20 protein-coding genes are annotated in these 23555 nt (G+C 59.1%); 14 read left to right on the forward strand and 6 right to left on the reverse strand.

Features of this window, described 5'->3' with window-relative positions; translation table 11 throughout:
• Positions 1-27: 27 nt before the first annotated feature.
• The gene (locus GOB85_RS09740) at positions 28-444 is read right to left on the reverse strand and encodes a lytic transglycosylase domain-containing protein (protein ID WP_173577354.1); all 417 of its coding nucleotides are present in this window, start codon (positions 442-444) and stop codon (positions 28-30) included.
• A 142-nt stretch (positions 445-586) separates the two neighbouring features.
• Here GOB85_RS09740 and gspG point away from each other — a divergent pair, with 142 nt between their 5' ends.
• Positions 587-1033: a type II secretion system major pseudopilin GspG gene (gspG, locus tag GOB85_RS09745; RefSeq protein ID WP_173577353.1), complete on the forward strand. Its 447-nt coding sequence runs from the start codon at positions 587-589 to the stop codon at positions 1031-1033.
• Here the strand turns inward: gspG and GOB85_RS09750 are convergent, their stop codons facing one another.
• The 5 genes from GOB85_RS09750 to GOB85_RS09770 form a co-directional block, all read right to left on the reverse strand.
• Positions 1034-1864 (reverse strand): type II secretion system protein GspK, encoded by an 831-nt coding sequence (locus GOB85_RS09750; RefSeq protein WP_173577352.1) that lies wholly within the window; start codon positions 1862-1864, stop codon positions 1034-1036.
• Entirely contained in the window at positions 1857-4175 is a 2319-nt protein-coding gene (gspD, locus tag GOB85_RS09755) for a type II secretion system secretin GspD (RefSeq protein WP_173577351.1), read from the reverse strand. Before gspD ends, GOB85_RS09750 begins: the two co-directional genes overlap by 8 nt.
• A gap of 30 nt (positions 4176-4205) precedes the next feature.
• Entirely contained in the window at positions 4206-4859 is a 654-nt protein-coding gene (gene gspM / locus GOB85_RS09760) for a type II secretion system protein GspM (protein WP_338421700.1), read from the reverse strand.
• Positions 4860-4866: 7 nt separating this feature from the next.
• On the reverse strand, positions 4867-5868 hold the full coding sequence (locus GOB85_RS09765) for a PilN domain-containing protein (protein ID WP_173577349.1): 1002 nt from the start codon (positions 5866-5868) through the stop codon (positions 4867-4869).
• A gap of 221 nt (positions 5869-6089) precedes the next feature.
• Complete coding sequence (locus GOB85_RS09770; protein ID WP_242011418.1) at positions 6090-6881, reverse strand: prepilin peptidase; 792 nt, start codon at positions 6879-6881, stop codon at positions 6090-6092.
• Between the two features lie 53 nt (positions 6882-6934).
• On the opposite strand from GOB85_RS09770, the gene GOB85_RS09775 reads away from it, so the two are divergent.
• The 13 genes from GOB85_RS09775 to GOB85_RS09835 all read left to right on the forward strand — a co-directional run bounded on the left by GOB85_RS09775 (position 6935) and on the right by GOB85_RS09835 (position 23497).
• On the forward strand, positions 6935-8659 hold the full coding sequence (locus GOB85_RS09775; RefSeq protein WP_242011419.1) for a GspE/PulE family protein: 1725 nt from the start codon (positions 6935-6937) through the stop codon (positions 8657-8659).
• Entirely contained in the window at positions 8656-9921 is a 1266-nt protein-coding gene (locus GOB85_RS09780) for a type II secretion system F family protein (RefSeq protein WP_173577347.1), read from the forward strand. The genes GOB85_RS09775 and GOB85_RS09780 overlap by 4 nt, the downstream gene beginning before the upstream one ends.
• A complete protein-coding gene (locus GOB85_RS09785; protein WP_173577346.1) occupies positions 9905-10375 on the forward strand; it encodes a prepilin-type N-terminal cleavage/methylation domain-containing protein in 471 nt (156 codons plus the stop codon). The genes GOB85_RS09780 and GOB85_RS09785 overlap by 17 nt, the downstream gene beginning before the upstream one ends.
• Positions 10365-10784 (forward strand): type IV pilus modification PilV family protein, encoded by a 420-nt coding sequence (locus GOB85_RS09790; RefSeq protein ID WP_338421699.1) that lies wholly within the window; start codon positions 10365-10367, stop codon positions 10782-10784. Before GOB85_RS09785 ends, GOB85_RS09790 begins: the two co-directional genes overlap by 11 nt.
• Positions 10781-11374, forward strand: a complete 594-nt coding sequence (locus GOB85_RS09795; protein ID WP_173577344.1) for a prepilin-type N-terminal cleavage/methylation domain-containing protein — start codon at positions 10781-10783, stop codon at positions 11372-11374. Before GOB85_RS09790 ends, GOB85_RS09795 begins: the two co-directional genes overlap by 4 nt.
• 231 nt (positions 11375-11605) lie before the next feature.
• Positions 11606-13771, forward strand: coding sequence for an alkaline phosphatase family protein (locus tag GOB85_RS09800; protein ID WP_198912206.1), 2166 nt, complete (start codon positions 11606-11608; stop codon positions 13769-13771).
• A 130-nt stretch (positions 13772-13901) separates the two neighbouring features.
• Complete coding sequence (locus GOB85_RS09805) at positions 13902-14588, forward strand: Fe2+-dependent dioxygenase (protein WP_173577343.1); 687 nt, start codon at positions 13902-13904, stop codon at positions 14586-14588.
• 123 nt (positions 14589-14711) lie between these two features.
• Positions 14712-16556, forward strand: a complete 1845-nt coding sequence (locus GOB85_RS19690) for an SPFH domain-containing protein (protein ID WP_173577342.1) — start codon at positions 14712-14714, stop codon at positions 16554-16556.
• 17 nt (positions 16557-16573) lie between these two features.
• The gene (gene hflC / locus GOB85_RS09815) at positions 16574-17623 is read left to right on the forward strand and encodes a protease modulator HflC (RefSeq protein ID WP_173577341.1); all 1050 of its coding nucleotides are present in this window, start codon (positions 16574-16576) and stop codon (positions 17621-17623) included.
• Positions 17620-18759, forward strand: coding sequence for an SPFH domain-containing protein (locus GOB85_RS09820; protein ID WP_173577340.1), 1140 nt, complete (start codon positions 17620-17622; stop codon positions 18757-18759). Before hflC ends, GOB85_RS09820 begins: the two co-directional genes overlap by 4 nt.
• The gene (locus GOB85_RS09825) at positions 18756-20741 is read left to right on the forward strand and encodes a heavy metal translocating P-type ATPase (RefSeq protein ID WP_173577339.1); all 1986 of its coding nucleotides are present in this window, start codon (positions 18756-18758) and stop codon (positions 20739-20741) included. The genes GOB85_RS09820 and GOB85_RS09825 overlap by 4 nt, the downstream gene beginning before the upstream one ends.
• The gene (locus tag GOB85_RS09830) at positions 20738-21223 is read left to right on the forward strand and encodes a hypothetical protein (RefSeq protein ID WP_173577338.1); all 486 of its coding nucleotides are present in this window, start codon (positions 20738-20740) and stop codon (positions 21221-21223) included. The genes GOB85_RS09825 and GOB85_RS09830 overlap by 4 nt, the downstream gene beginning before the upstream one ends.
• Before the next feature lie 126 nt (positions 21224-21349).
• Positions 21350-23497 (forward strand): multicopper oxidase family protein, encoded by a 2148-nt coding sequence (locus GOB85_RS09835; protein WP_173577337.1) that lies wholly within the window; start codon positions 21350-21352, stop codon positions 23495-23497.
• Positions 23498-23555 lie beyond the last annotated feature (58 nt).

Consider the following 23555-nt stretch of genomic DNA (forward strand, 5'->3'; position numbering starts at 1 on the left):
GCACAAAACCGTCACAGGTCCGGTGAATTACTGGTTTTCTGTGCTCTCCGCAAATAACCGCGTGGCTTCGCTCATGACTTTCTTCTGATAAGCATCGTTCAGACGGGGCGTGTGGGAATGATAGTCCCCGATGGCCTTCATGAGATCGCCATGAGATTCAGTAATATAACTCCGGAGAACCACGGCAGAAGCCGCAATGTTGAAACATCCGTCGGAAACAAGCCGTGCTGCCGTCTGGACCGCCGGCATGCGTGACAGTTTCGAAAGTGGTTGTATCCACTGTGTGTTGATTTGCATGAGGCCCAGATCGGATGATCCATCCCGGTTGCGGTGAACAAGACCAATAGCACCTCGTTCGACCTGCCAGATACTTGGAAGGACGCGTGGTGGAATATCATATCGGATTGCGGCAGCAAGCATACAGGCAAGCAAGGGAGCGGGCATCACTGTCCTGTCGTTAGTCGTGTTTAAAAATCCGTGAAGTTTTTATGAATGTAATTCATTTTTAACAGTCATAATCTGTCCACAGCATTTTCGAACGTTTACTAACGCAACTGTTCTCTGTTCAGAAAGACAGTTCATAAAAATGTCACTTCCGGAAGAAAATCATTCCAGAAATCCCTCCGACACGGAGGCCGGATTCACCCTTCTGGAAATTCTCGTCGTGCTGGCCATTCTTGGCCTTCTCGTCGGGCTCGTTGCGCCGGCAGCCCTGCGGCAACTGGGCGGAGCCCGGCTTTCGGTAGCAAAACAGTCACTCGCGCGGATTGGTACCGTCCTTGATATGTACAAACTGGATACCGGAACCTATCCATCCACTGATGAGGGGCTGGAAGCGCTGATTCAGCGTCCGTCCTCGGTGGAAAACTGGAGCGGCCCATACCTGAAAAATTCGGCACTTCCGCTGGACCCGTGGAATCATCCCTATGTCTATCGTTTTCCTTCGGATCAGGAAGGAAAGGAATATGACCTGTGTTCGAATGGTCCGACCGGAAAAAGTGATGCCGGATCAGGCCAGATCTGCAATTCCTGATCAGTCCTCATGGCGTGTTGTGGTCTCCCATCGCACAACACGCCATGGCACCGGCCGCGCATCCGGCAAAAGAACAACTTCCGCATGCCTGTTCATGCGATACGCCCCCCGGGTCGCAACAGCATCAACCCCGATCAGCGTCTCCTCCTCCGGTTGTTCGTTATCGGGCTTCTGATCAGGACTGTTTGAAATGCCCGATCTGGTGAGCGCTTGCCGGACAGCCGGATCTGTGCTGCTCAGATCCGGAAGCTGAATCTGAGAAAAAGACAGATGTGGTTTAAGAATATTAAGGACAGACGGTGTCATCCCCGGTAATGCGGAGAGATCGTCGAATGTATGAAACGGCGCGCCGGTCGGAGTGCATGTTTTCTGACCACCGATGGAACCGGTTGCCCCCGAGGCCGCGACATCCGGCATGTGCCAGGAAAAAATAGCTGCCGAAAGCGCCTGAGACTGATCCGTCGGCAACCCGGAAGCGGAAAAGAGCGCAGCCAGAAGAGTCTGCCCGGCGAAATTGGGATTGACACGGTTCCTGTCAGCCTGACTCCTGACAACAATACGGGTGCTTTCTTCCTCCGGCGCGCCATGCCATTGCGGGGCGGGCCGGGCAGCCCCTGTGCTCAGACCGAAAAGCTCGCTGGTAATTGCGGCATCGGCCAGGGTTTCAAGCTGAACACGCTGAAGAGTTCTGTCCCCAAGCCGAACGGCTGAACGACCGGTCGCAAGCGTCTGGGCGCCAATCAGCGCAAGAAAACCAAGAGTCCAGAGCACAAGAAGAAGTGCAAATCCCTCGTCCTGGAACGTGCGCGTTCCCTGTGGCTTTTCAGTCATGCAGCCCGACAGCATTGAGGATGCGTTTCTGAGGATCCGCCGAACCCGTCGCGGGCATGGTGGCCATCTCATGGGGCAGTACCGCCGCATGCGGCAGTTGCTCACGCAGATCCTCGGTCAGCGCATATGCCTCGCCCTGGCTGTGAATCACATGCGGCGTGATGAGAATCAGAAGCTCCGTCCTGTCGCGGGTATTGGTCTGCGTTGCTCCCAGCATTCCGATCACCGGAATGTCCTTCAGCCAGGGAAGGCCCGCATTGGCACGATTGGCCTTGTCTGAAATCAGCCCTGCCAGCCCAACGGTCTGTCCGTCCGCGATCACGACGCGGGATGTCACCTGGCGCTGTGAAAAGGTCGGGCTGTTGATCGACCCGCTGCCTGTGGACGTCGTGGTGGACGCGACCGAACTCACTTTTTGCGAAATGTCGAGTGTTACCGTGCCACCATTGCTGACATGCGGAGTGACCTGAAGAATGACACCGGTTGGCTGATAATTGATGGAATTCGTGATCGTCGAATTGGATGTCAGCACACCCGTCGTCGATCCGGTGAGATAGGGAACCATATCACCAACCATCAGCGATGCAGGCTGGTTGTCGACCACCAGGAGTTCAGGAGAAGACAACACTTTCACAGATGTCACGGATTGCAGGGCATTGATGACAAACGGTGCTCCTCCCTGGCCGGACCCGCCAAGCACAAAACCAGGAAAGCTGCTCGAAAGCTGGGATGAAACGAGATTCGAAGCGCCAAGAGACTGCGTGGCATTGCTGAGAATACCGTTGATGCCGCCGGACTTGAAGAAAAACTGCGTGCCGTAATTGAGCGCGTCGTTCAGCGTGACCTCCGCAACCGTGGCATCGACCCTTACCTGAAGCGGCATGATGTCCACTTTGCGTAACATGGATGCAACCGTCTCGTTCTCAATCAGAGTGCCATAAACCAGAAGAGCATTGTTCTGCGTGTCCGGAATGATGCGGATCTGGCCACCTTCCGATTTGTTGCTGTCCGAACTGTTGCCAAGGCCGCCCAGCAACGGATTATTTGAAATGCCATCCTCAGACTGCGCGGACTGACTGTTTCCCTGCGTGCCACCTGTCGTGGAACCGGTCTGGCCCTGATCCGCGGATAAACCGTTCTGAGACGAGGACAGGCCATTGCTATCCTGCGATCCCCCTATGCCAGTGCTGCTGCCCGATGATCCGGATGAGCCGGACCCCGACATGCTATTCTGTAAACTCCCAGATTGTGTCGACATTTTCGATGTCGGAACGGCCGTGACATGACCGGGCGTGAAGGCCTGCTGAAGAATATAGGCAACGTCATTCGCACGCCCGTTCTGAATATAATAGACGTTCCAGTGCCGGATCGTCTTGCGACGCTCAGCTTCGATCACTGCAAAAGCCCGCCGCGCATCCTCAAGCAGACGTGGCTGGGATGTGATGATCATCACCGATTCAATGCGCGGCATGGCAATGACCTGAATCCGGTCAGCCAGAGCCTGCCCCTTTTTGCTCGCCAGAGCCGACTGGAGCGCCTGAGTCAGCTCCTGCGCGTTCCCGCTGGTCGCCGGAAACAGCGCATAGGACTGACCGGCCAGAACATCGGAATCGAATGTACGCACCAGTTCATCGAGTGAAGCGCGGGTCGCCGGATCACCGGAAACAACAACCGCGTTTCCTGATGGAGCCGCAACAATATGACCCCCATTGCGCAGCACCGGCTGGAGCGCTTTCACAAGACTTTCCGCGGACGTGTAGCGAAGAGGGATAATCGAACTGCCCGCCGCATCCCCGCCGCCGCCTGGCCCGCCCTGTGCCGTCGAAGAGGTCACCCGATACACCCCGTTTTCAACGATCAGAGCCGCGCCCGCGCCGGAAAGCGCCGTGCGAAAGACCGCCAGAAGCTCATCCTGCCGAAGCGGACGGGATGTCCTGAGTGTGATCGTGCCATGAACATTGGAGTCGACCAGATAATTGGCTTTCAGAAGGCGCCCCAGAACCTCGTCCGTCGCCGACCGGATGTCCGTATCGGAAAAATTCAGTGTGATGTCACCACCACCGGAAGACGATGTCGCGCGTCCTGGCAGTGAGCGCACACGCCCATAACTCAGCGTGCCACCACGTGTCGCGTCCGTGCTGCCCAGATCCCCGTCTATGCGGGGTGTCGCGATCTGGCCGCTCATATTGCCCGAAACAGGAAGGGGGGTGACATGCGGCGGTATGTCGGAACAGCTGGCAAGAAGGGCCAGCACAGGCAGAGAGGCCAGAGACAGTCGCAGTCTGAGAGATCTGAGCGGGGAAAAATGCATGGAGGAAGCTGTACCGTATCTCACACTGCGTCACCGAAAGGAGGAAGAAGAGGAAGTTGGGAGAGTATTGCGGGCAACGCGTTTTAGCGGAGCATCCCGCAGGGCAAGGATTGTCACTGCGGCATCGATCATCCGCCCCTTCATGGCCTCCTCCTCAAGGCGTGCGCTGCCGGCAACCTGCAACTGAAGATCATCGACCAGAAGTCGGGGGGATGTGCTTCCGTCGAGAACATCAAGCAGATGCACAAGATCCGGCCAGGAGGTCGTCAGGGAAATACGTACGCCGAGACGCTCGAAACTTCCGCTGCGCACAACAGGCAAAGGCTCCTGACTGGTCAGAACCGCCTGCACACTGTCCGCCGCATCGTGCACGCTCTCCTGAAGTCGGGCCAGCGCCGTCTCGTCCGAGGTCTCGGTGATGAGCAGAGTGCTGCCAGAAGCCGTCTGCGTCGCCGTTTCATACTTCGCCCGAAGAGCGGGAATGCTCTCCGCAAGTGCCTCGGTACGGGACAGAATCAGATGCTTGTTTTCAATGTCCGATTTGCCATCCTGATAGAAAGCCACAAGCGATGACACCAGAATCCACATCAGAACGGCAAACATGACCGTTATCCCGATCGCAAGGATGCGTCCCGGACGACCTTCCGGCAATTTCAGCTCGTGCTGCGAAGGTGAGGATGACACGGCGATATCAGTCCGGAGCGTTGGCATTAATGGTGAACACGTCCTGACTCTTGTCATCGGAGCGTGTTACCGGACCGGAAAAAGAGGCATCCGTGAAGGCTGCATCATGCTCAAGAATGCCAATCAGCTGGGTCGCCTGCTTCGACTGACCTTCCATGGTGACATGATGCTCATGAATACGCAGCGCCGTCAGAAATGTACCATCCGGAAGCGTGTCCGTCAGAGTCCGGAGCGTCGCCAGAGATGACCCTGTCCGGCGTTCCTCTTTTCCGATTTCAGCCGGACCAGCCGTAAATGCCGCAATCTCCCGGCGAAGATTCTCAGCCTGCTCACGTCTGTCAGACAGAGCCCTGATCTCGCGATTCAACCGGAAAACCTGAATCTCCTGTAAACAGAAAGGAACAATCGCCACACCCAGAGCCAGAACGGGGAGAGCATAGAGAAAAGGATGTTTCTTCGGCTTCACGACATGAAACGGAATGGCATCCATCCCGCCCGCCGGCGTTTCCATGCACAGGCGCGTCGGAGAAATACCGGCGCCACGCAACATGTCGAGCGCCGGTTCAAACAGGAAGCGTGGCGCGACAAGCAGTCGGAAAACAGCTCCGGCCTGTCTGCCCGCTTCACGATCCCGGGTGACCGTCCATATGACATCCTCCGCCCGAAAAGGTGTCAGGCGATCAAGATCATAACCAATGGCCAGCATGGCATTTCGCGCCGCCGCCAGTGGAAGAGAAACATTCCGGGACAGAATGCCACCGTGCGGCAGCATAAGCGAAATCTCCGGCATATGGCGGAGCAGGGACCGACGCTGACGTGCGCCCGCAAGGGCCGTCCGGCAGGCCTGAATGTCATTTTCATGAACCGTTCCGTCAGCGCGGATCATAAGCCGGATGTCCCGCCTGTTATCTCCCGTGAGCGCACGGGGAAGCATCTCCGTCATCCGGTCGAACCACCAGCGTCCGAACGTATGAACAAAAAGGCTGACGGATGCTTGTCTAATGGTCATCACGCAGCGCTTCGAATGATCCGGTTTTCAGAGAGTATCTGATGAAAAAATCCTGTTCCATTGACCACCGGCGGGAGACAGGCGCACTCGATAACACCGCCCCCCGTCAGGTGACAGGACCGACGTGTTATATATTTATGACACGTTAACGTTCGCTCTGGTTTCAGACGCTCCCGTCTTTTAAGCCGGGTTCCTGCCATCAGGCAGAGACGTCGGAGATCTCACTCCGCCGTCAGCGTCAGGCGCGCAATCCAGATGGCACCAGCCAGACAGGGACCAAAAGGAACGACAAGTGTCATGCTGAAGCGTCCCGTTCGAAAGATGGTTGTCGCGGCAGTCATGATTCCGAGAACGGATGACAGAAGCACGACAGAAGGCAGCGGAGCGATACCAACCCATGCGCCTCCCAGCGCCAGAAGCTTTACATCGCCACCACCAAGACCAGTACGTTTCCTCAGGCGGCGATATCCCCAGGCGACAGACGCAAAAAGTATCCAGCCGGCAGCACATCCCATGACCCGGTCATACACCCCGTCCCAGCCCTCCAGGACGACACTCTCAAGAAGCCCGGTAAGCAGAAGCGGGAGCGTGATGGTGTCCGGAAGCCGCAGACAGATCAGATCAATCCAGGAAAGCACGAGAAGCCCCCAGCCGAGAACGCAATCGGCGAAAAAGACAGGCAGATCGGAAACAGCATCATCATACGGCACACCATGCAATTGACACCCGATCAGTCTGGACAGCACCGCACAGGCAGGAATCAGCAGCGCTGCCAGTTCCACTTTCAGATGCAGAGGGTCGATCGAAGCACCGCAATGCCGGCAGCGTCCTTTCTGCACAAGATACGAAAAAATCGGGACCATCTCGAAAGCCGAAAGATGGGTGTGGCAACTTTCGCAATAAGATCGACCGGACACAAAAGTCTCGTCACGCGGAATGCGACGGATGAGCACACCAAGGAAGCTGCCGATAAAAGGTGCGAGAAAAAACGGGATGAGGACAAAAGGCGTCATGGCGCGGCCGACAGTGAAGGATTGTTCCCTGCCCGGCAAGCGGGGAATGCAGCATGACTGAGCTTGCGCCGTCCACATCGCCGGACATCATGCCGCTTAACGTAATGAGTCTGGAAAACGCCATACTGGAACGGGGTGTCTGTGAATCGCGTGCCCTTGACCGCGCCCGCAATGTCGTCACGGAAACAGGCCAGCCCCTGGCCCTCGTCCTGTTGCAACTGGGGCTCGTCAGCGAAACGGATCTCGCCCGTACCTACGCCGCGCTGCTCGGAAAAGATGTCATCGACGCCCCGCGCCTGGCCGAAATCATCGATCCGGTGATGCCGGACCGTCTGGGAGCGCGCTTTCTGCACCATGCCCGTGCAGTTCCCATCAAACATACCAGCGGACTCATCCATCTCGCCATGGCGGACCCTCTGGACGACTACACCTGCGCTGCGGCAAAACTGGCGACAGGCTGCCATGTGGTGCGCGAAGTCGCACGCCCAGCCGATCTGGAGGTCGCTCTTACCCGCCTCTATCCTGAAAACGACGATGAGAATGAAGACGGCGCTCCGCTGCTCACCGATGACGATCCGGCAGAGGAAGATACCGACCGGCTGAAAGACCTGGCCAGCGAGGCGCCGGTCATCCGCCTGGTGAATCAGCTCATTTTTCGGGCCGTCGAGACACGCGCTTCAGATATCCATATCGAGCCGTTCGAGGATCGCCTGATCGTCCGGTATCGCTACGACGGCGTCCTGCACGAAGTCGACAGCCAGAGTCCCCGCATGACATCCGCCCTGATCTCCCGCATCAAGATCATGGCCAGACTCGATATCGCTGAAAGACGATTACCGCAGGACGGCCGGATCAAACTCGCCGTGCGCGGGCACGAGGTCGATTTCCGTGTCTCCACCGTGCCATCCCTGCACGGGGAAATCGCCGTTCTCCGCGTGCTCGACCGGACCACCGTCAGCTTCGATTACGCCCGCCTCGGCCTGGCGCCGGGCATCATCAGCGCCTTCAGGACAGCACTGGAACTCCCGAACGGCATCGTGCTCGTTACCGGCCCGACCGGAAGCGGTAAAACCACCACGCTCTATACCGGTCTTGCCGGAATAAACTCCCGCGAACGCAACGTGATGACGGTCGAAGACCCGATCGAATACCAGCTCGCCGGGATCAATCAGATCCAGACACGCCCCGTCATCGGACTGACCTTCGCAAGCCTGCTGCGCGCTATCCTCCGGCAGGATCCCGATGTCATCATGGTCGGTGAAATCCGTGATCTCGAAACCGCGCAGATCGCCGTTCAGGCCGCGCTGACCGGCCATCTGGTTCTCTCGACGCTCCACACCAATTCCGCCGCCGCCGCCGTGACGCGTCTGCGCGACATGGGACTGGAAGACTATCTCATCACCGCGGTCCTGCGCGGCATTCTCGCGCAGAGACTGGTGAGAAAGCTTTGTGAAAGCTGCAAAAGACCCGAGCCGGTCCTGCCCGAACTCGCACAGCGCCTCGGGCTTGATCCGGCCGGACAGCACACACTCTGGCATGCCGTCGGTTGCCCCCACTGCCGCCAGACAGGATATCGCGGGCGGAGCGCCGTCGCGGAATTTCTCCAGCCGTCCCGGGAGGTCACGCGTCTCATCCTCGCCGGCGCCGATCACACTGAAATCGAGCGCGCCGCCATCGCCGAAGGGATGGAAACGATGTTTCACGCCGGCCTGCGCGTGGCGCTCGCCGGCGAGACGACGCTTGAGGAAGTCAGCCGTATCATCGGACAGGACGGATGAACGCGGCCGCTCAGACAGATCCGGGAAACAGCCAGACGAACTGGCGCTATCAGGCCGTCTCACCCGATGGAACCGTCAGCCACGGAGAGATGACAGCCGCCACCGAAGCGCAGGTCGTCGCCCGTCTGCGCCGCCAGAAACTCATGGCCGTTCAGGTCACGCCCGCAACCCGCGGAGGCGCTCTGCGCAGCGAACTGTTTTCCCTGCTCGGACGCGGCAACGAAGCGCGTCTCCGTGGTCGCGAACTCGCGGATTTCACGCGCAAACTCGCCACGATGCTGGGCGCCGGCCTGGATCTCGACCGCGCCCTGCGATTTCTCGGTGAAACGGCGCTTAACCCACGCAGTGCCAGAGTCATCGATACACTGAGAGATCGCGTACGAGACGGTGACTCCTTCGCCAGCGCGCTGGAAGCCTCCTCTTCGACATTCTCGAAACTCTATATCGGCCTGATCAGGGCCGGTGAAGCCGGAGGCGCTCTCGCCGACGCCCTGCTGCATCTCGCCGATCTTCTGGAACGCGAACGCAGGATGAAGACAACCGTTCAGTCCGCCATGATCTACCCGGCCGTGCTGGTGGTCGCCTCTGTCTTCTCGATCGTCCTGCTCCTTACACACGTCCTCCCCCAGTTCGTGCCCCTGTTCGAGGAAAATGGCGCGTCATTACCGACAGCCACGAAAATTGTGATTGCGGCAGGTGATTTTCTCACGACATGGGGCATCTTCCTGCTCGGTGGCAGCGTGCTCGGCATCGCACTGGGGAGGATCGCCCTGCGGAAGCCGGATCTGCGCTACATGTCCGACCGCCTGCTGCTGCGTATTCCCGTGCTCGGAACCCTTCTTCGGGAAGTCATGGCGGCACAGTTCACGCGCACCCTCGGCACCCTCATGCGCAATGGCGTGCCTCTCGTGGGCGCCTTGCGGATCACCGAAGGCGTCATCAACAATTCCGCCGGCGCCGGCGCGGTCAGTGAGGCCACCCGTGTCGTCCGGGAAGGCGGAAGCCTCGCTTCCTCGCTCGAACATTCCAGGTTTTTCCCCGAAACCATGACGCACTTCCTGAAGGTCGGAGAAGAAACGGCGCAACTCTCCGCCATTGCCCTCAAATCCGCCGACATCCACGAAGACGCCAGCCGCGTCACTATCCAGCGGCTCCTTGCCATTCTTGTGCCCGCCATCACGATCATCATGGGTGTCATCGTCGCCGGGATCGTCTCCGCCCTCCTGCTGGCGATGCTGAGCCTCAATGATCTCGCACACTGAAACCGGCGAAGATCCGTCCCAGGCTGGTTTCACCCTGCCTGAGATCATCGTCGTTCTCGTGATCGCAGGCCTCCTCATGGGCGTGGCCCTGGAGCGCGGGCCGCTCCGGAGCGACGCCACCGCGTTTTCAGCCGCCCGCTCCCGTGTTCTGGGTATTTTCCATGATGCACAGACCTTGTCCGAAACCAGTGGTGATGGTGTCTCACTCGAAGTCAGTGCCGCCACGGGCCATCTCATTACACGCCACGGACGCAGTGTGTCCGATCAGAAACTGACAGGAGCAACCCGCCTGCTTCTGCCTTTGCTCAATGGTCATTCCGCTCCCGTCGCATTCTACCGTTTTACCGCCGACGGAGGGGCGTCGGGGCCGCCCGTGGTCCTCACACTCGGTAATCATGCCTGCATCATCAGCCTCAGCCCCGTCACAGGCCGGATCAGTGCCAGTGAGAGCTGATCAGTCCCCGTCCGCGGCAGAGCCTGAACGCGGCTTCACATTGCTCGAAGTCATCATCGCGCTGATGATTGCCGGTTTCGCGCTTGCCGCAATGTTCGCCTCCCTCGAAACAGGGCTGGCCGGTGGCGGCAGGGCGGATCACAGTCTGCGCGCCATCTCCATTGCGCGCTCCGAGCTTGCGGCCGCCATTGCAACGCCCGTGCTCCGCCCCGGAACACAGGAGTATGTTATCGAGCGCTACTATCATTCGACAGTCGACATCAGGCAGGTCGCAACCGGTTCCGCAACACGGGGCAGCAGCGAAAGACCCGGGTTGTTCTCCGTGTCAGTGACCGTGACCCGGGACGGATCAGCCCGTGCCGTTAATCTGACAGGGAGGGCAGTCCGCATCGCTGTCACACAGGAATGAGACAGGATGACGCTGGTTTCACGCTGCTCGAAATTCTTGTTGTCACCATCGTGTTTGGTCTGCTCTCCGTCGCTCTGTGGGAAGGCGTCGGCATCGGCACCAGAGGGTGGGCCCTTGAGGAGCATCGTTACGGACGCGAGCTCGAATTTCAGGGGCTTGAGGACAGCCTGCATCGCCTGATCGAACGTGCTGAACTCTCCGATCCGGGAAATCCAGGCGCTTTCTCAGGACAGGCCGACCTCTTGCGACTGATCTCATGGCTCCCCGAAGGCAACGGCTTCGATCATGAGATTGAAGCGGGTCTCGGCGTCAGCGGCCGCCATGAACTTGTGCTGCGATGGCGACACTACCGCCGGGCAAAATGCCCTGGTGACGACGCATCGTTTCATGAAGAGGTTCTCGCACACGGTGTCAGGGCCGCCAGTTTTTCCTATTACGGCATGCAGAATGGCCGGCACGTCTGGCAGTCGGTCTGGTCAGGGCAGTATTTGCCGCTTCTGGTCAAAATAAAAATCGATTTTACAGCATCACGGGATGAATGGCCGGAAATGCTGATCAGACCGCTGAGAAGTGGCGCGGACGGATCGTAGAAGAAACTAAAAAAATCAAAAAGTATCACGGCGTCTGTCATCTAACCTTAATGATTTCTTCATTTTCATTGTGACGAAATTTTAACTAAGTGTTGCACGAACGGAAAGAGAAAGAGAATCAGTTTCTGGTAATAAATCTGTAAAAGTTTCTTTTTTTACTGAGTTTTTCTCTTTTGTTTTTGTTCGCAGGTTCCGAAAATCTGAAATTGCGGTAATACGGAAGGTATAAAAATGTCTGCTCCGGTGTGGAAGCGCCTGAGAAAGCCGCTGACGCGTTCAGTGGCTCATCTCACTGCGGCGTCAATGGCCGTGTCGCCAGTTGTGGCAACGGCTCCCGCTTTCGCGAAATCGTCGGTCGTCACAACTGCGACGCCGATTGAGCATATCGTTCTCATCATCGGTGAAAATCATACCTTTGATAATCTCTACGGAACGTACATTCCGAAAAATGGAGAAAAAGTCGACAACATTCTCTCCAGAAAGATCGTCAACGCCGACGGCACGCCAGGAGCGAACTTTGCTCAGGCCGCGCAGATGCAGGCAACCGGTGCCAGCACGTACGCAATCGCACCGGCCGGAAAAACATCCTACACCAAATTGCCGGCTCCGGCCCTTTCCGGGACGCCTGCCAAGGCTTCAGACACGGATCCTGCTCCGTTCGCGACGCTTGCCGCAGTGGAAGCATTCGAGACACTCGTTGGCAACGACGGCCTGAATCGTTCCGACTGGGCAAAGCTGACAACCGGCGCCAGTGGCCTCGGCTCAAGCGGCGTCGATACCCGGATCACCAACGCAAACAATCTTCCCAACGGACCATTCCAGTTTACCGGTGCCTCACTTCCATATGATTCCTATGTCGGAAGCCCGGTCCACCGCTTTTTCCAGATGTGGCAGCAGACGGACTGCTCCGTTTCTCATGCCACCACGAAAAATCCGTCAGGCTGTCTGAACGATCTGTTCCCATGGGTCGAAATCCAGAGTGGAACGGGTGGAAACGGCGCGGCACAGGCAGCGAATTTCGGCGAGCTCACCACAGGTGAAGGCTCGGTCTCGATGGGCTTCTACAATATGGCCATGGGTGATGTGCCATATTTCAAGTCCCTGTCAGATAAATATACGACAAGCGATAACTTTCACCAGTCTGTCATGGGCGGCACCGGCGCGAACCATATCGCCCTCGGCACCGGTCTCGGCATCTATTATACCGACGGAAACGGCAATATCGCCACGCCGCCGGCCAGCCAGATCGAAAATCCGAATCGTCAGAGCGGCACAACCAACTGGTTTACCCAGGACGGCTATTCCGGCGGCTCCTACGTCAAATGTGCGGACGATTCCGAGCCTGGCGTCAAGGCGGTCTCTGATTACCTGAAAGCACTTCCAGGTAAACATCCGAAGAATTGTAAGGCCGGCGCCTATTATATCGTCAATAACTACAGCCCGGGCTACTTCGGTGACGGCACTGTCAACACCGGTACCTTCGTCATTCCGCCATCAGGCGTCCCGACAATAGCCGATCGCCTGAACGATAAGAAAGTGACATGGCGCTACTACGGCGCGGGCTGGAACAACTACGTCAAGGATCCAACCAGCCAGGTTGGCGGCGTCTACTGTGATATCTGTAATCCGTTCCAGTATGAAACCAAAATTATGGCCGACGCACGTCAGCGTCAGGAACATATAAAGGATATCACAGACCTTGAAGCCGACCTGTCTCTGGGTAACCTGCCGGCCGTCTCCATCGTCAAGCCGGACACCCTGCTCGATGGTCACCCGGCCTCCTCCAAGCCTTCCCTTTTCGAAGCCTTCGCCAAACACGTCATCGAAAAGATCAAAGCTAACCCTGAAGTCTGGAAAAAGACTGCTATTCTCGTCACGTTTGATGAAGGTGGCGGTTCCTGGGATTCGGGCTACATCCAGCCGCTTGACTTCTTCGGCGACGGAACCCGTATCCCCGCGATCATGGTTTCACCATACTCTAAGGGTGGTCACATCAACCACACCTATTCAGATCATGTGTCTTTCCTGAAGTTCGTTGAGAAAAACTGGGGTCTGAATGTTATCTCGTCCACAGGACGCGACAATCTGCCAAACCCGGTGACGTCCGGCAGTAACCCGTATGCGCCGACCAACAGCCCGGCCATTGGTGATCTGATGGACATGTTCGACTTCTCTTCGGCATCTGGTAAGACGGGCAGCGACAGTTCGACAGGCGGCGGCAGCCAGTCCGGAAGCTCTTCCTCCGGGTCGTCCGGTTCCGGTTCAGCGTCAGGCTCCGGTTCCTCTTCCACCTCGGGCTCCACGTCCCAGACGGGCCTGATCCAGCAGATGCTGCAGCAGATCGAAACCGCGCTGCAGAACCTCTGGTCCTCGATAACGTCTGTCCTCTTCGGATAAGACATCACGAACGGGTCGTCCGGGCCGCGCGCCCGGATGGCCAGCCCATGACAACCGCCATCGCTCCTTCCGTAAGGGGTGGTGGCGGTTTCGTGTCATGATTGTTTGTCATCATCGTAAGGAGTCACCGATGCCTGTGCATATCCAGAACGTCCTCACCCCGGATGAACTCATGGAATGTCGGGCTCTGCTTGATGCCGGCCAATGGGTCGACGGTCGGGACACCGCTGGCGCACAGGCAATACACGTCAAAAAAAATCAGCAGCTCAACACGAAATGTGAAGAATCCACCGCGGCCCGGCAGATCATTGCCGGAGCTCTGTCGCGCAATCTCCTCCTGCGAAGCGTCGCCCTGCCAAGGATGATCTTCCCGCCGATGTTCAATCGCTATGAGGGCGGAATGACATACGGCGCGCATGTCGATAACTCTGTGCAGGTCATCCCGGACGTCCCCGGCCAGATGATGCGGGCCGATCTTTCCGCCACGCTGTTCCTCACGGACCCCGATGATTACGAAGGTGGCGATCTCACGCTGGAAACAAATGCAGGCACGGAAGTCATCCGTCTGCCCGCAGGCGACATGATCGTCTATCCGACGACCATGATTCACGCCGTGACACCCGTCACCCGCGGCTGTCGCATCGCCTCATTTTTCTGGATTCAGTCCCTGGTTCCAGACCCGTCGTGCCGGACGCTCCTGTTTGATCTCGACCGCGCTATCATCGACCTTTCATCGCGTACGGAAGCAGGAGATCCGGCTGTGCTCTCACTCACCGGCACGTATCACAACCTCCTGCGTAAATGGTGTCTGATCTGACGGGTAGTTTCATAATATTTTAACAAACAGGCCGCGTTCAGTCCGTATAACGCAGAGGATTTTTTAAGGCAGGGCAGGGGAAAAACGGTCATCGTGGCAGAATATCAAAGCCAGGGACCAGATGTGGCATTTTCCCCGCAGGCACAAAGTTGCAGCCACGACATGCAGGCAATCCGGCGCGCACTCATTACGATCTGCGCCGTTTCCACCACCGCTCTGGCGCTTGTCTGGGTCATTGTCTCGGTCGCGCGAAAACCCTCTGTAAATCAAAGCAGTTTCGCCGCTCTCATCACAAAAACGCCACTTTCCGGACTCCTGATTGCTAATCTCTCCCTTGTCACAGCAGGAACTCTCGCAACACTGATCGTCATGCGATCCCGGCAAAAAGCCGACCTGAACACCCCGTCGCCATCCGGGTGGCTCGTGGCGTTCTCCATACTGCCCCTGTCGCTGATGGCACTCGTCGCTGCACAGAAATCGTCAGGGCGCGTTACGGATCTGGCGCCGTTCAGCCACACCGCACTCAGCCTGGCATCAGCCCTGACATTTGTGCTCGCTTTCATTTTTCTGCTTCTGGAACGCTCGCTTGCGACAGGACGCCATTCCGGTATCCTGGAGGCCGGCGGTCTGGCCGCCCTGCTCCGCGCCGTCATTGTCAGCCTTGCACTCTCAGGTTTTCTGGCCGGCTGCGGCGCAAGCGATATCAGTCTGTTAACCTGGCCGTGGCTTATCCCGATATGCCTGACACTCGCCGCCGCCTGCGAAACCATCATCAGAGTCATCGTCCGGCTGTTCTCTCCTCCTGCAACCGTGGCTACCACGTCCGCCTGCATCGGAAATATCCTTTTCGACAGCCCGCTGGCACTGCACCCCGCGCGCGTCGCAATGGTCATGAAGACCAGTTTCGGCATTGATTTCGAGCAGAGCTGGGCACTCAGTTTCGTATGGCGTGCCATGCTCCCGGTCACTGGCGCCATGATCCTCCTCGCCTGGACCTTCAGCGGTGTCGTGAAAATAGACCAGAATCAGAGAGGAATTTACGAACGCTTCGGAATTCCGCAGGCTGTTCTGGGGCCGGGACTGCACATCGTGCTGCCGCGCCCTTTCGGTTATGTCAGACTGACCGAGTTCGGAACGATCCGTTCCACAGTCATCACTGATCATGCCGATGCGGCAAAGGCTGCGGCCGATGTCTCCGGAGCCGAAGGCGAGGCACCGGAAAGCGCAAACCGGTTATGGGAGGACTCCCCCGAGGATGCCTCCTATCTCGTCGCCCGCAGCGCCGACGGCCGGGCCGGATTTGAAATGCTCACTGTTAATCTGCGTATTCTTTACCGCGTGCGCCTTTCCGATCAGGGCGCAATGGACGCGCTCTACAACGTTTCGTCCCCCGATGAACTGCTGCGTTCCCTTGCGCGCAGCGATCTGGTCATGTTCTTTGCCTCTGAAACGCTCGAAGGTGTCATGGCGACACGGCGCGATAAGGTCGCGGAAATCATCTCCGCAGATCTGCAGGCCAGCCTCGATCAGAGACATTCGGGCATCGAAGTCGTCGCCGTTCTCATCGACTCGATTCAGCCACCGGCCGCTGCCGCCCGGTCATGGCGCGCTGTGCAGGCCGCCGAGGTCAGGGTGCAGATGAGCGTGGCCGAAGAACGCACTCGTGCCGCAGGGACCGCCGCTCTCGCGCGCCGGGATGCCTACACCTTGCAATCATCGGCCCAGGCGCAGGCGGAAACCATCCGAAAGGCGGCGCGCGCCGACGCCACGCGGATGACCGGCGATGACAGGGCATGGCACGAAAGCGGACAGGCTTTCCTGCTCGAATATTATCTCGCGGCTCTGAAAACCGCCCTGAACGGCGCGGCCATAACAGTCGTGGACAGCCGTATCCCACGCAGCGTTCTGGATCTGCGCGACATGCCATTCAGCCTTCTTCCTCCTGCAGACAGCGCGGCCTCAAAATGAACGGACCGGTAAACGGAATGCTCCCGGAAACGGGAAACAGGCAGTCAGCCCTCGCCCTTCCCGAAGGCATAAGCCCATCAAAGCGAAAAGGACTGCCTGGCCTCGTTTCACGTTTTGCCATCGCCGGGCTGGTTTTCTGCGCAGCCCTGTCCACGGCCACATCCTTCACGGTCGAAACCGGCAAGGCCGTCGTGGTCACACGCTTCGGCGCACCGGTTCGCGTCCGCACCGAACCTGGCCTGCTCTGGAAACTTCCCGCCCCGCTCGAAGTCGGACAGGTTGTCGACCTGCAAACGCGCACAACCTCAGGCGGCCTTCAGGATGTCGGAACACGTGACGGACTGCGCGTGCTGGTGCAGGCCTATCTGGCATGGTCGGTCTCCGGAGATCCCGAACACATCCGGCATTTCCTCCGCGCCACGGGAAATGATCCGGACGAGGCCGCCCGCCAGCTCAGATCCCTGCTCGGCTCGACGCTCCAGATTGTGGCAAGCGATTTCCCTCTCCGAAACCTCGTCAACACAGACGCACGGGAGGTCAGAATTCCCGAATTCGAGAAAAAGCTGCTGGCCGCTCTCCAGCCGCAGGTCGAAGCCATATACGGCATCCATATTGATCAGGTCGGCATGGAGCGCCTGAGCCTTCCGGCCGAAACGCTGAGCGCGACAGTCGCACGCATGAGAGCCGAGCGTGAAACCGTTGCCGCCGCCCGAACCGCTGAAGGGCTGCGTCAGGCGGCCGCCATCAAATCCGACGCCCAACGGGATGCCCGTATCATCGTCGCTCAGGCAAAAGCGGACGCCGCAATAACGGAAGCAAAGGCGCGCGAAGACGCCGCCCGGATCTACGCTGACAGCTACACGAAAAATCCTGACCTCTACACAACCCTTCGCACACTCGATACGCTGAACAGCATTGTCGGCCGAAGCACGCGACTGGTCATGCGCACCGATGCGCCCCCCTTCAACGCCCTGACCGGTCTCCGGGAAGCAGGGCAGGGGACTCCGGCCACACTCCCTCCGCACAGAACCGATGACCATCAGACAAAAGCCAGGACCGCGCGGTGACGCCGGAAATCAGCGTGGTCGGGGAACCGGGACCGCCCGTCGACGGCGCGCTGGAACAGTCCGTCCGTCTCGCTTTCATGGTGCTGAGCGGCGTGACCATCCTGCTCGGACTGGTCTGGCTCACCGGCAACATCCGTTCCGTTCCTCCCGACAGCAACGCAATCGTGGTGCGTTACGGAAAGATCATGTCCGTCCGGCACTCCGGACTTGTTGTCGCCCTGCCAGGGCCATTTGAAAACGTTTATTTCCTGCCCTCGCAGGATAAGCAGCTCTCCCTGCACGTCACGCGTGACAACACTGATTACAGCAGTGACGAAACGGATCTCGAACTTCAGGAATCCGATGATTTCTATCACATGGAAAAAAGCCGGGATGCCGCGAATTCAAGCTACCTCCTGACCGGCGACGGCAACGTCGTTCGTCTGGACGCCAACCTGTTCTATCGTATCGTCCGCCCGGTTTCCTACGTGCAGGCCCGCCCGCACGTCCCGGCCGCCCTGAGACGGCTCTTTTACGCCGCGGCAACGGATGTCGCGGCGTCCCACCCTGTCGGGGACTTTCTCGTCGTCCGGTCCTCATTCGATACAGCCGCGGGAGACGATGCGCTCCCGGCGCGTCGCGCAGCCCTCCGCAGCGAACTTCTCGCTGCCGTGAATGCCCGTCTGGCAGCTCTGCGTGGCCACAACACCGATCCCGGGATCGAAGTGGCCCGCATCGACCTCATGGTCGTCCTGCCGCCGCGTGCAAAGCAGGCCTTCGATCAGGTGCTCACAGCGGAACAGTCCGCCGCACAGGGTATCGCAGCCGCCCGCACGGAAGCGGAACATATCCTTCAGGAGGCCGGTCGCGAACGTGATCGTCTGGGCGCGGATGCCGCCGCCGCCGCCGTCGAGTCCGTCCATCAGGCTTCCGGGGAAACCGCCGCCATCTCTGCCGTCGAAAATGCGGCGCGCGCTCCATCGGCCGATACGCGCCACGCCGTCGAACTCCAGGCATGGCGCGAAAAAACGACCGCCATCTTCGCAAAGGCCGGGCGTGTTACCGGGATCGCCCCGGAGACCGGGCAGATTCTCCTCCCCGGTCCCATGCCTGAACAGCCATCCGAAGCCGGGCAGGGCGAAGGAAATATCCCATGAGCGCGACCAGCTTCTCCTCAGCGCCTGATGCCGGACGCGGGCTCGGTCATCACGCACAGCAGGTGACAACCGCCGCGGGGCCTGGCGCCCTGATGACCTACGCCGGGAAATGGGCGCTGGGAAGCCGTCTCGTGCTCGCTATGATTGCCTGCTGGCTGCTGGTGATCGCCCTGGTCTGGAAATATCTGGTCTCCGCCAACAGCGCCGTGCCCGACCTCGCCGCCACCGGTGCCGCGCTGCTGGTTGCCGCCCCCGTCCTGAGCGCGGCACTCGCCAGCCTGCGCCATCCGTCGCTGCATGGCCTCACAGACCAGCTCGTCGCCGTGGCCATGCTCGCCTCATGGGCGGCGGGCGATCTGCTCACGGCTGCGCTGCTGCCCATCGTCATGATCGTCGGACATGTGCTCGAAGAGCGTTCCCTGCTCGGATCTCAGGAAGCCATCCGCGCGCTGGAACGCCTCGTCGACACCACAACCCTGCGCCTGAACCCGGACGGCACAACAGAGGCCGTCACCGCTTCACAGCTCGCCACGGGAGACCGCCTCGAACTTCGCGCCGGCGACCGCGTTCTCGCCGACGGAATTGTCCTCACGGGCCAGTCCTCGCTGGATATGGCCTCCCTCACAGGCGAGTCAGTCCCCGTCGAAGTCGGACCCGGTGACCGCGTCCTTGCCGGAACGATCAATCTCTCCGGCGTGCTGACCACGGAAATCACCCGCATCGGTGGTGAAACGGCACTCGGGCAGATCATCGCCCTCATGGAAGTGGCGGAAGAAGCCAAACCACCCCTCACACGCCTGCTGGAGCGTTACGCCGGCCGATACATGGCGCTCATCATGACCATCTCCGCCGCCGTGTGGTTCGCGTCCGGCTCCACCTCCGCCATGCTTGCCGTCCTCGTCGCGTCCTGCCCCTGCGCCGTCGTCCTCGCCGCCCCGGCTGCGTCCATCGCCGCCATCGCCGTTGCCGCCCGCCACGGAATCCTGATCAAGGGCACCGCCTTTCTCGAACATCTCGCCGACGTGACATCCCTTGTCATCGACAAGACAGGAACCCTCACAACCGGCCGCCTCGCCCTCGACCGCACACTCGCCCGACCCGGCACTACGGAGGAGCAGCTCCTGTCCCTCGGCGCCGCGCTGGGCAGCCTCAGCACCCACCCGGTGAGCCGCGCGCTGGCCCGCACCACAACCACCCACCCGTCCTTCTCATTCAGCGACGTGCAGGAACAGCATGGACTCGGCCTGCGCGCCGTGGCGGAGGACGGCACCATATTTCTCATGGGACGACCTGCCCTGCTGGCAGGGGAGGGGATCGATCCCGGCCCCGTTCCCGACCATGACGGACCAATGGTCTGTCTGAGCCGGAACGGTACCCTGCTGGGCTGGCTGCTCCTGTCCGACTGCCCGCGTCCCGAAGCCGCCGGGGCTATGCAGGATCTGCGTGACCTCGGCCTCTCCCGCCAGATCCTCCTCACCGGAGATCGCCGCGCTGTCGCGCAGCGGATCGGAGCTGAAGTTGGCATCACGGTCATTCAGGCCGAAGTGCTCCCGGCCGAAAAAATGAACTGTGTTCTGACTGAAATCGATCATGGTCAGCGTCCTCTGGTCGTGGGAGACGGAATCAACGACGCCCTTGCCCTGCGCGCGGGCGCTGTCGGAATCGCCATGGGAGCGGAGGGCACCGACGTCGCACTCAGTTCCGCCGATCTGGTCCTGATGCAGTCAGACCTCCGGCGTCTCGGCACAGCCATCCGACTCAGCCGCCGCTGCCGGCGCACTATCCAGGTCAACGTGGGCATGGGCGTTGGCTGGACCGGTATCCTCATCACCTGCGCCGCGTTCAACCTGCTCGGCGCGCAGGGCGCCGTCATGGCCGCCGTGCTCCACAACGCCTCAACGCTCGCCGGCCTCGCCAATGCCGGCCGCCTGCTCCGGTTTGATGAAACACGCCGGACTTTACAAACGAGAACGTCATCATGAAATCCGGTGGTCTGCTCATCCGATCCGTTCTCCGCATTTGCATCCTGGCCGGCATGACCATCACCTGTGCTCACGCAGAGCCACCGCCGCCGGTCCAGGCAGGTGAGCCGAACGACAGAGTCAGTGCCATTCTCCTTCGTCCGCTTTTCGAGCCGGATCGTCGCCCGAAAGGCGTTGCGAGATCGGATGAAGGCAGTTTCGACATTTCAGGAATCGTGGGAAAAGACCGAAACTGGCGAGCGATTTTCAAACCGGAGAAGGAGGAGGCGAAAAGCCGTGTCGTGACAGTCGGAGAGCAGGTTGATGGATGGACCGTCACGGCAATTGCTCCGGAAGCCGTCACGCTTTCAAAAGGATCGGAAACAAAAAGAATGTCTCCGGTTTTTTCAAAGTTTTTCATGCCTGAAGTGTCGGAAAAAGATAAACTCGCTGGCGTTAAAATCATGAGTCAAAAACGGAAAGATCCCCACCTCGCCTGGTGACAGGCCATTTCTGTCACGTGAATGTCATGCAACGATCACATCGCAAAATCAAAGTCATTCATAAAATGACGTCAGGAAATCATACGTAATATTCGTCATGATCAGCTTTTCCCTGACAAGGCTCCGATGTCTCCGCGATCATTTTTTCTGACAGGTCCGCTTCCTGGTCTGATCTTCCTGTTCTCCCCGTTACAGGCACACCAGTTCTCATCGGAAGAAGCGAATCAGGTTCTTTCCGACAGCACGCACAGTTACAGGGAGCCCGCTCATCCCTCTTACTGGTCGTCCCGCCTCCCGGAAGCACAATCCACCTGCGGTGCCGGTTCCGTCCGGCGCTCCGGCTCGACGGTGACGGCAAATCTTGATCTTGCCTACTCACGAAACAGGATATGGAATCCGGCAGAAAACCGGAATGATACTGTCAGGCTCAGATCTTATAACGGATGCCTTGCCGCACCGACCATCGTTGTGTCGCCCGGTGACGATCTGCATATCAATCTTACGAACAACCTGCCCGACGAGCCGACGGATAACTGCCCGAAGACCATAAATACGCCATCCTGTTTTAACCACCAGAACCTGCATCTTCACGGCATGCATGTTTCTCCGCAGGGACACAGCGACAACGTCATGCACGCCATCCTGCCGCAGGGCGGGCGCTGGAATTATCGTTACGCCATCCCGTCCGATCATCCGGCCGGAACATTCTGGTACCATGCGCACGAACATGGAGCGACATCCATCGGCGTGGCCAGCGGGGAAGAGGGTGTTCTGATCGTCGGCGGAAAACGGCGATACACGGACAGGAAAAATCATGGCGGCGTCGCGGATCTCGACACGATCCTGCATGACAGTTCCGGCGAACCGATCCCGGAACGAATCATGCTCTTCGAACAGATCCCTTACGGATGTTTCACCGACAAAACATATAAAACCCTGATGCAGGACGAAACCACCGGCATATGGCAATGCCCGAAAAATGCTGACGGCGTCGTCGAAAACTTCCACAGTCAGTTCATCGGCAGCCGAACCGACCCGGATGGCACCAGCCGTGACGCCTGGCAGCTCTCCCGGCGCTACACACTCGTCAACGGCGAGACACAGCCGGTTCTCAATACCCGTGTCGGACGGGTGGAACGCTGGCGCATGATTGCAGGCGGCGTCCACGACACACTGAACATATCAATCATCGGGACACGCCGGAGCACTGCGGGAGGAGGCCCGCATCCGCCGTCTTACGCAGGAAACGATGCGCAGGCCATGACCTGCGACGGGGAGACAGTCGCCCAGTATGAAATCGCCGAAGATGGACTGACCCGGCAATCAGTCTCCCGAAAAGACATCAATTATCTCTTTCCCGGTCAGCGCAGTGACGCTCTGGTCACGTTCCGCAAGCCCGGCCTTTACTGTGTCGTCGATCAGGGCGGCAGCACTCTGAACACGGTCATCCCGCTCAGATCGCGTCCGGAAGGAAAATCACCCGCGCTGATTGCCGTGGTGTCCGTCGCGCCGGAAGACGGAAACAGCATGGCGCAGCAGCCCGAAAGTGAGGCGCGAATCCGGAAACTGTTCGAGCAGGGATCGGAAGGTCTCCCCTCCTTTGTGCGCGCCCGTCTCGCGCTGTTCGATCTCTCCGACTTCGCCTATTTTCCACCGGGAGGAGAGCCCGGGAGTGATCTCTCGATGGCCACTGTCACGCACAGACCAACCGCATTCTTCGGCTCGCTGAGCATGCCTCTTGCCGCCGGAGCTTCTCTGCCGGCGGATCAGCCAATGCCCGACACAAGCATTAACGGGATGATCGGCCTCGTCGAAAATGATCTGGTGAAAATCAACGGAGTCAGCGCATTGCCCTTCAGTATGGACCCGACGCACTCCTATCACGTCAGGCTGGGAGATGTGGACGAATGGCGCATCGGAACCCACACCATGGGAACGGGCACCAGCGCCGGGCAGCATGTGTTCCACATTCACGTCAATCCCGTCGAAATCATGGATATCGTTGACGAGACCACGGGAGAGTCGATTTTTACGGCCGGCGGGCAGTGCAGGCTGCAATATCGTCTCAACGCTTCCGGAAATACGAACGATGCGTCTTACAGTCCTGAATACTGCGACCAGCGCCATGTCTTCCGGGACAGCCTGTTCGTGAAACCGGGCTTCCAGACCGTTGTTCGCACCCGATACGATGATTTCCCGGGTGACGTCATGCTGCATTGTCACATTCTGGATCACGAAGACCAGGGAATGATGACCTATGTGACGGTAGAATAACCGCCCTCCCGACTCTCTCCAAAATAAAACCCTGCACCATTCCGGCGTTTTCGGACTT

Source organism: Acetobacter fallax (assembly GCF_011516735.1).
GTDB classification, from domain to species: domain Bacteria; phylum Pseudomonadota; class Alphaproteobacteria; order Acetobacterales; family Acetobacteraceae; genus Acetobacter; species Acetobacter fallax.

Bases quoted from the DNA above. Each gene is read 5' to 3' on its own strand.
- GOB85_RS09800 (WP_198912206.1), top strand. From the start codon at position 11,606: ATGTCTGCTCCGGTGTGGAAGCGCCTGAGAAAGCCGCTGACGCGTTCA.
- GOB85_RS09740 (WP_173577354.1), bottom strand. From the start codon at position 444: ATGCCCGCTCCCTTGCTTGCCTGTATGCTTGCTGCCGCAATCCGATAT.
- gspD (WP_173577351.1), bottom strand. From the start codon at position 4,175: ATGCATTTTTCCCCGCTCAGATCTCTCAGACTGCGACTGTCTCTGGCC.
- GOB85_RS09750 (WP_173577352.1), bottom strand. From the start codon at position 1,864: ATGACTGAAAAGCCACAGGGAACGCGCACGTTCCAGGACGAGGGATTT.
- GOB85_RS09805 (WP_173577343.1), top strand. From the start codon at position 13,902: ATGCCTGTGCATATCCAGAACGTCCTCACCCCGGATGAACTCATGGAA.
- GOB85_RS09830 (WP_173577338.1), top strand. From the start codon at position 20,738: ATGAAATCCGGTGGTCTGCTCATCCGATCCGTTCTCCGCATTTGCATC.
- GOB85_RS09770 (WP_242011418.1), bottom strand. From the start codon at position 6,881: ATGACGCCTTTTGTCCTCATCCCGTTTTTTCTCGCACCTTTTATCGGC.
- GOB85_RS09785 (WP_173577346.1), top strand. From the start codon at position 9,905: ATGATCTCGCACACTGAAACCGGCGAAGATCCGTCCCAGGCTGGTTTC.
- GOB85_RS09825 (WP_173577339.1), top strand. From the start codon at position 18,756: ATGAGCGCGACCAGCTTCTCCTCAGCGCCTGATGCCGGACGCGGGCTC.
- hflC (WP_173577341.1), top strand. From the start codon at position 16,574: ATGCTCCCGGAAACGGGAAACAGGCAGTCAGCCCTCGCCCTTCCCGAA.
- GOB85_RS09765 (WP_173577349.1), bottom strand. From the start codon at position 5,868: ATGACCATTAGACAAGCATCCGTCAGCCTTTTTGTTCATACGTTCGGA.
- GOB85_RS09795 (WP_173577344.1), top strand. From the start codon at position 10,781: ATGAGACAGGATGACGCTGGTTTCACGCTGCTCGAAATTCTTGTTGTC.
- GOB85_RS09835 (WP_173577337.1), top strand. From the start codon at position 21,350: ATGTCTCCGCGATCATTTTTTCTGACAGGTCCGCTTCCTGGTCTGATC.
- gspG (WP_173577353.1), top strand. From the start codon at position 587: ATGTCACTTCCGGAAGAAAATCATTCCAGAAATCCCTCCGACACGGAG.
- GOB85_RS09780 (WP_173577347.1), top strand. From the start codon at position 8,656: ATGAACGCGGCCGCTCAGACAGATCCGGGAAACAGCCAGACGAACTGG.
- GOB85_RS09775 (WP_242011419.1), top strand. From the start codon at position 6,935: ATGACTGAGCTTGCGCCGTCCACATCGCCGGACATCATGCCGCTTAAC.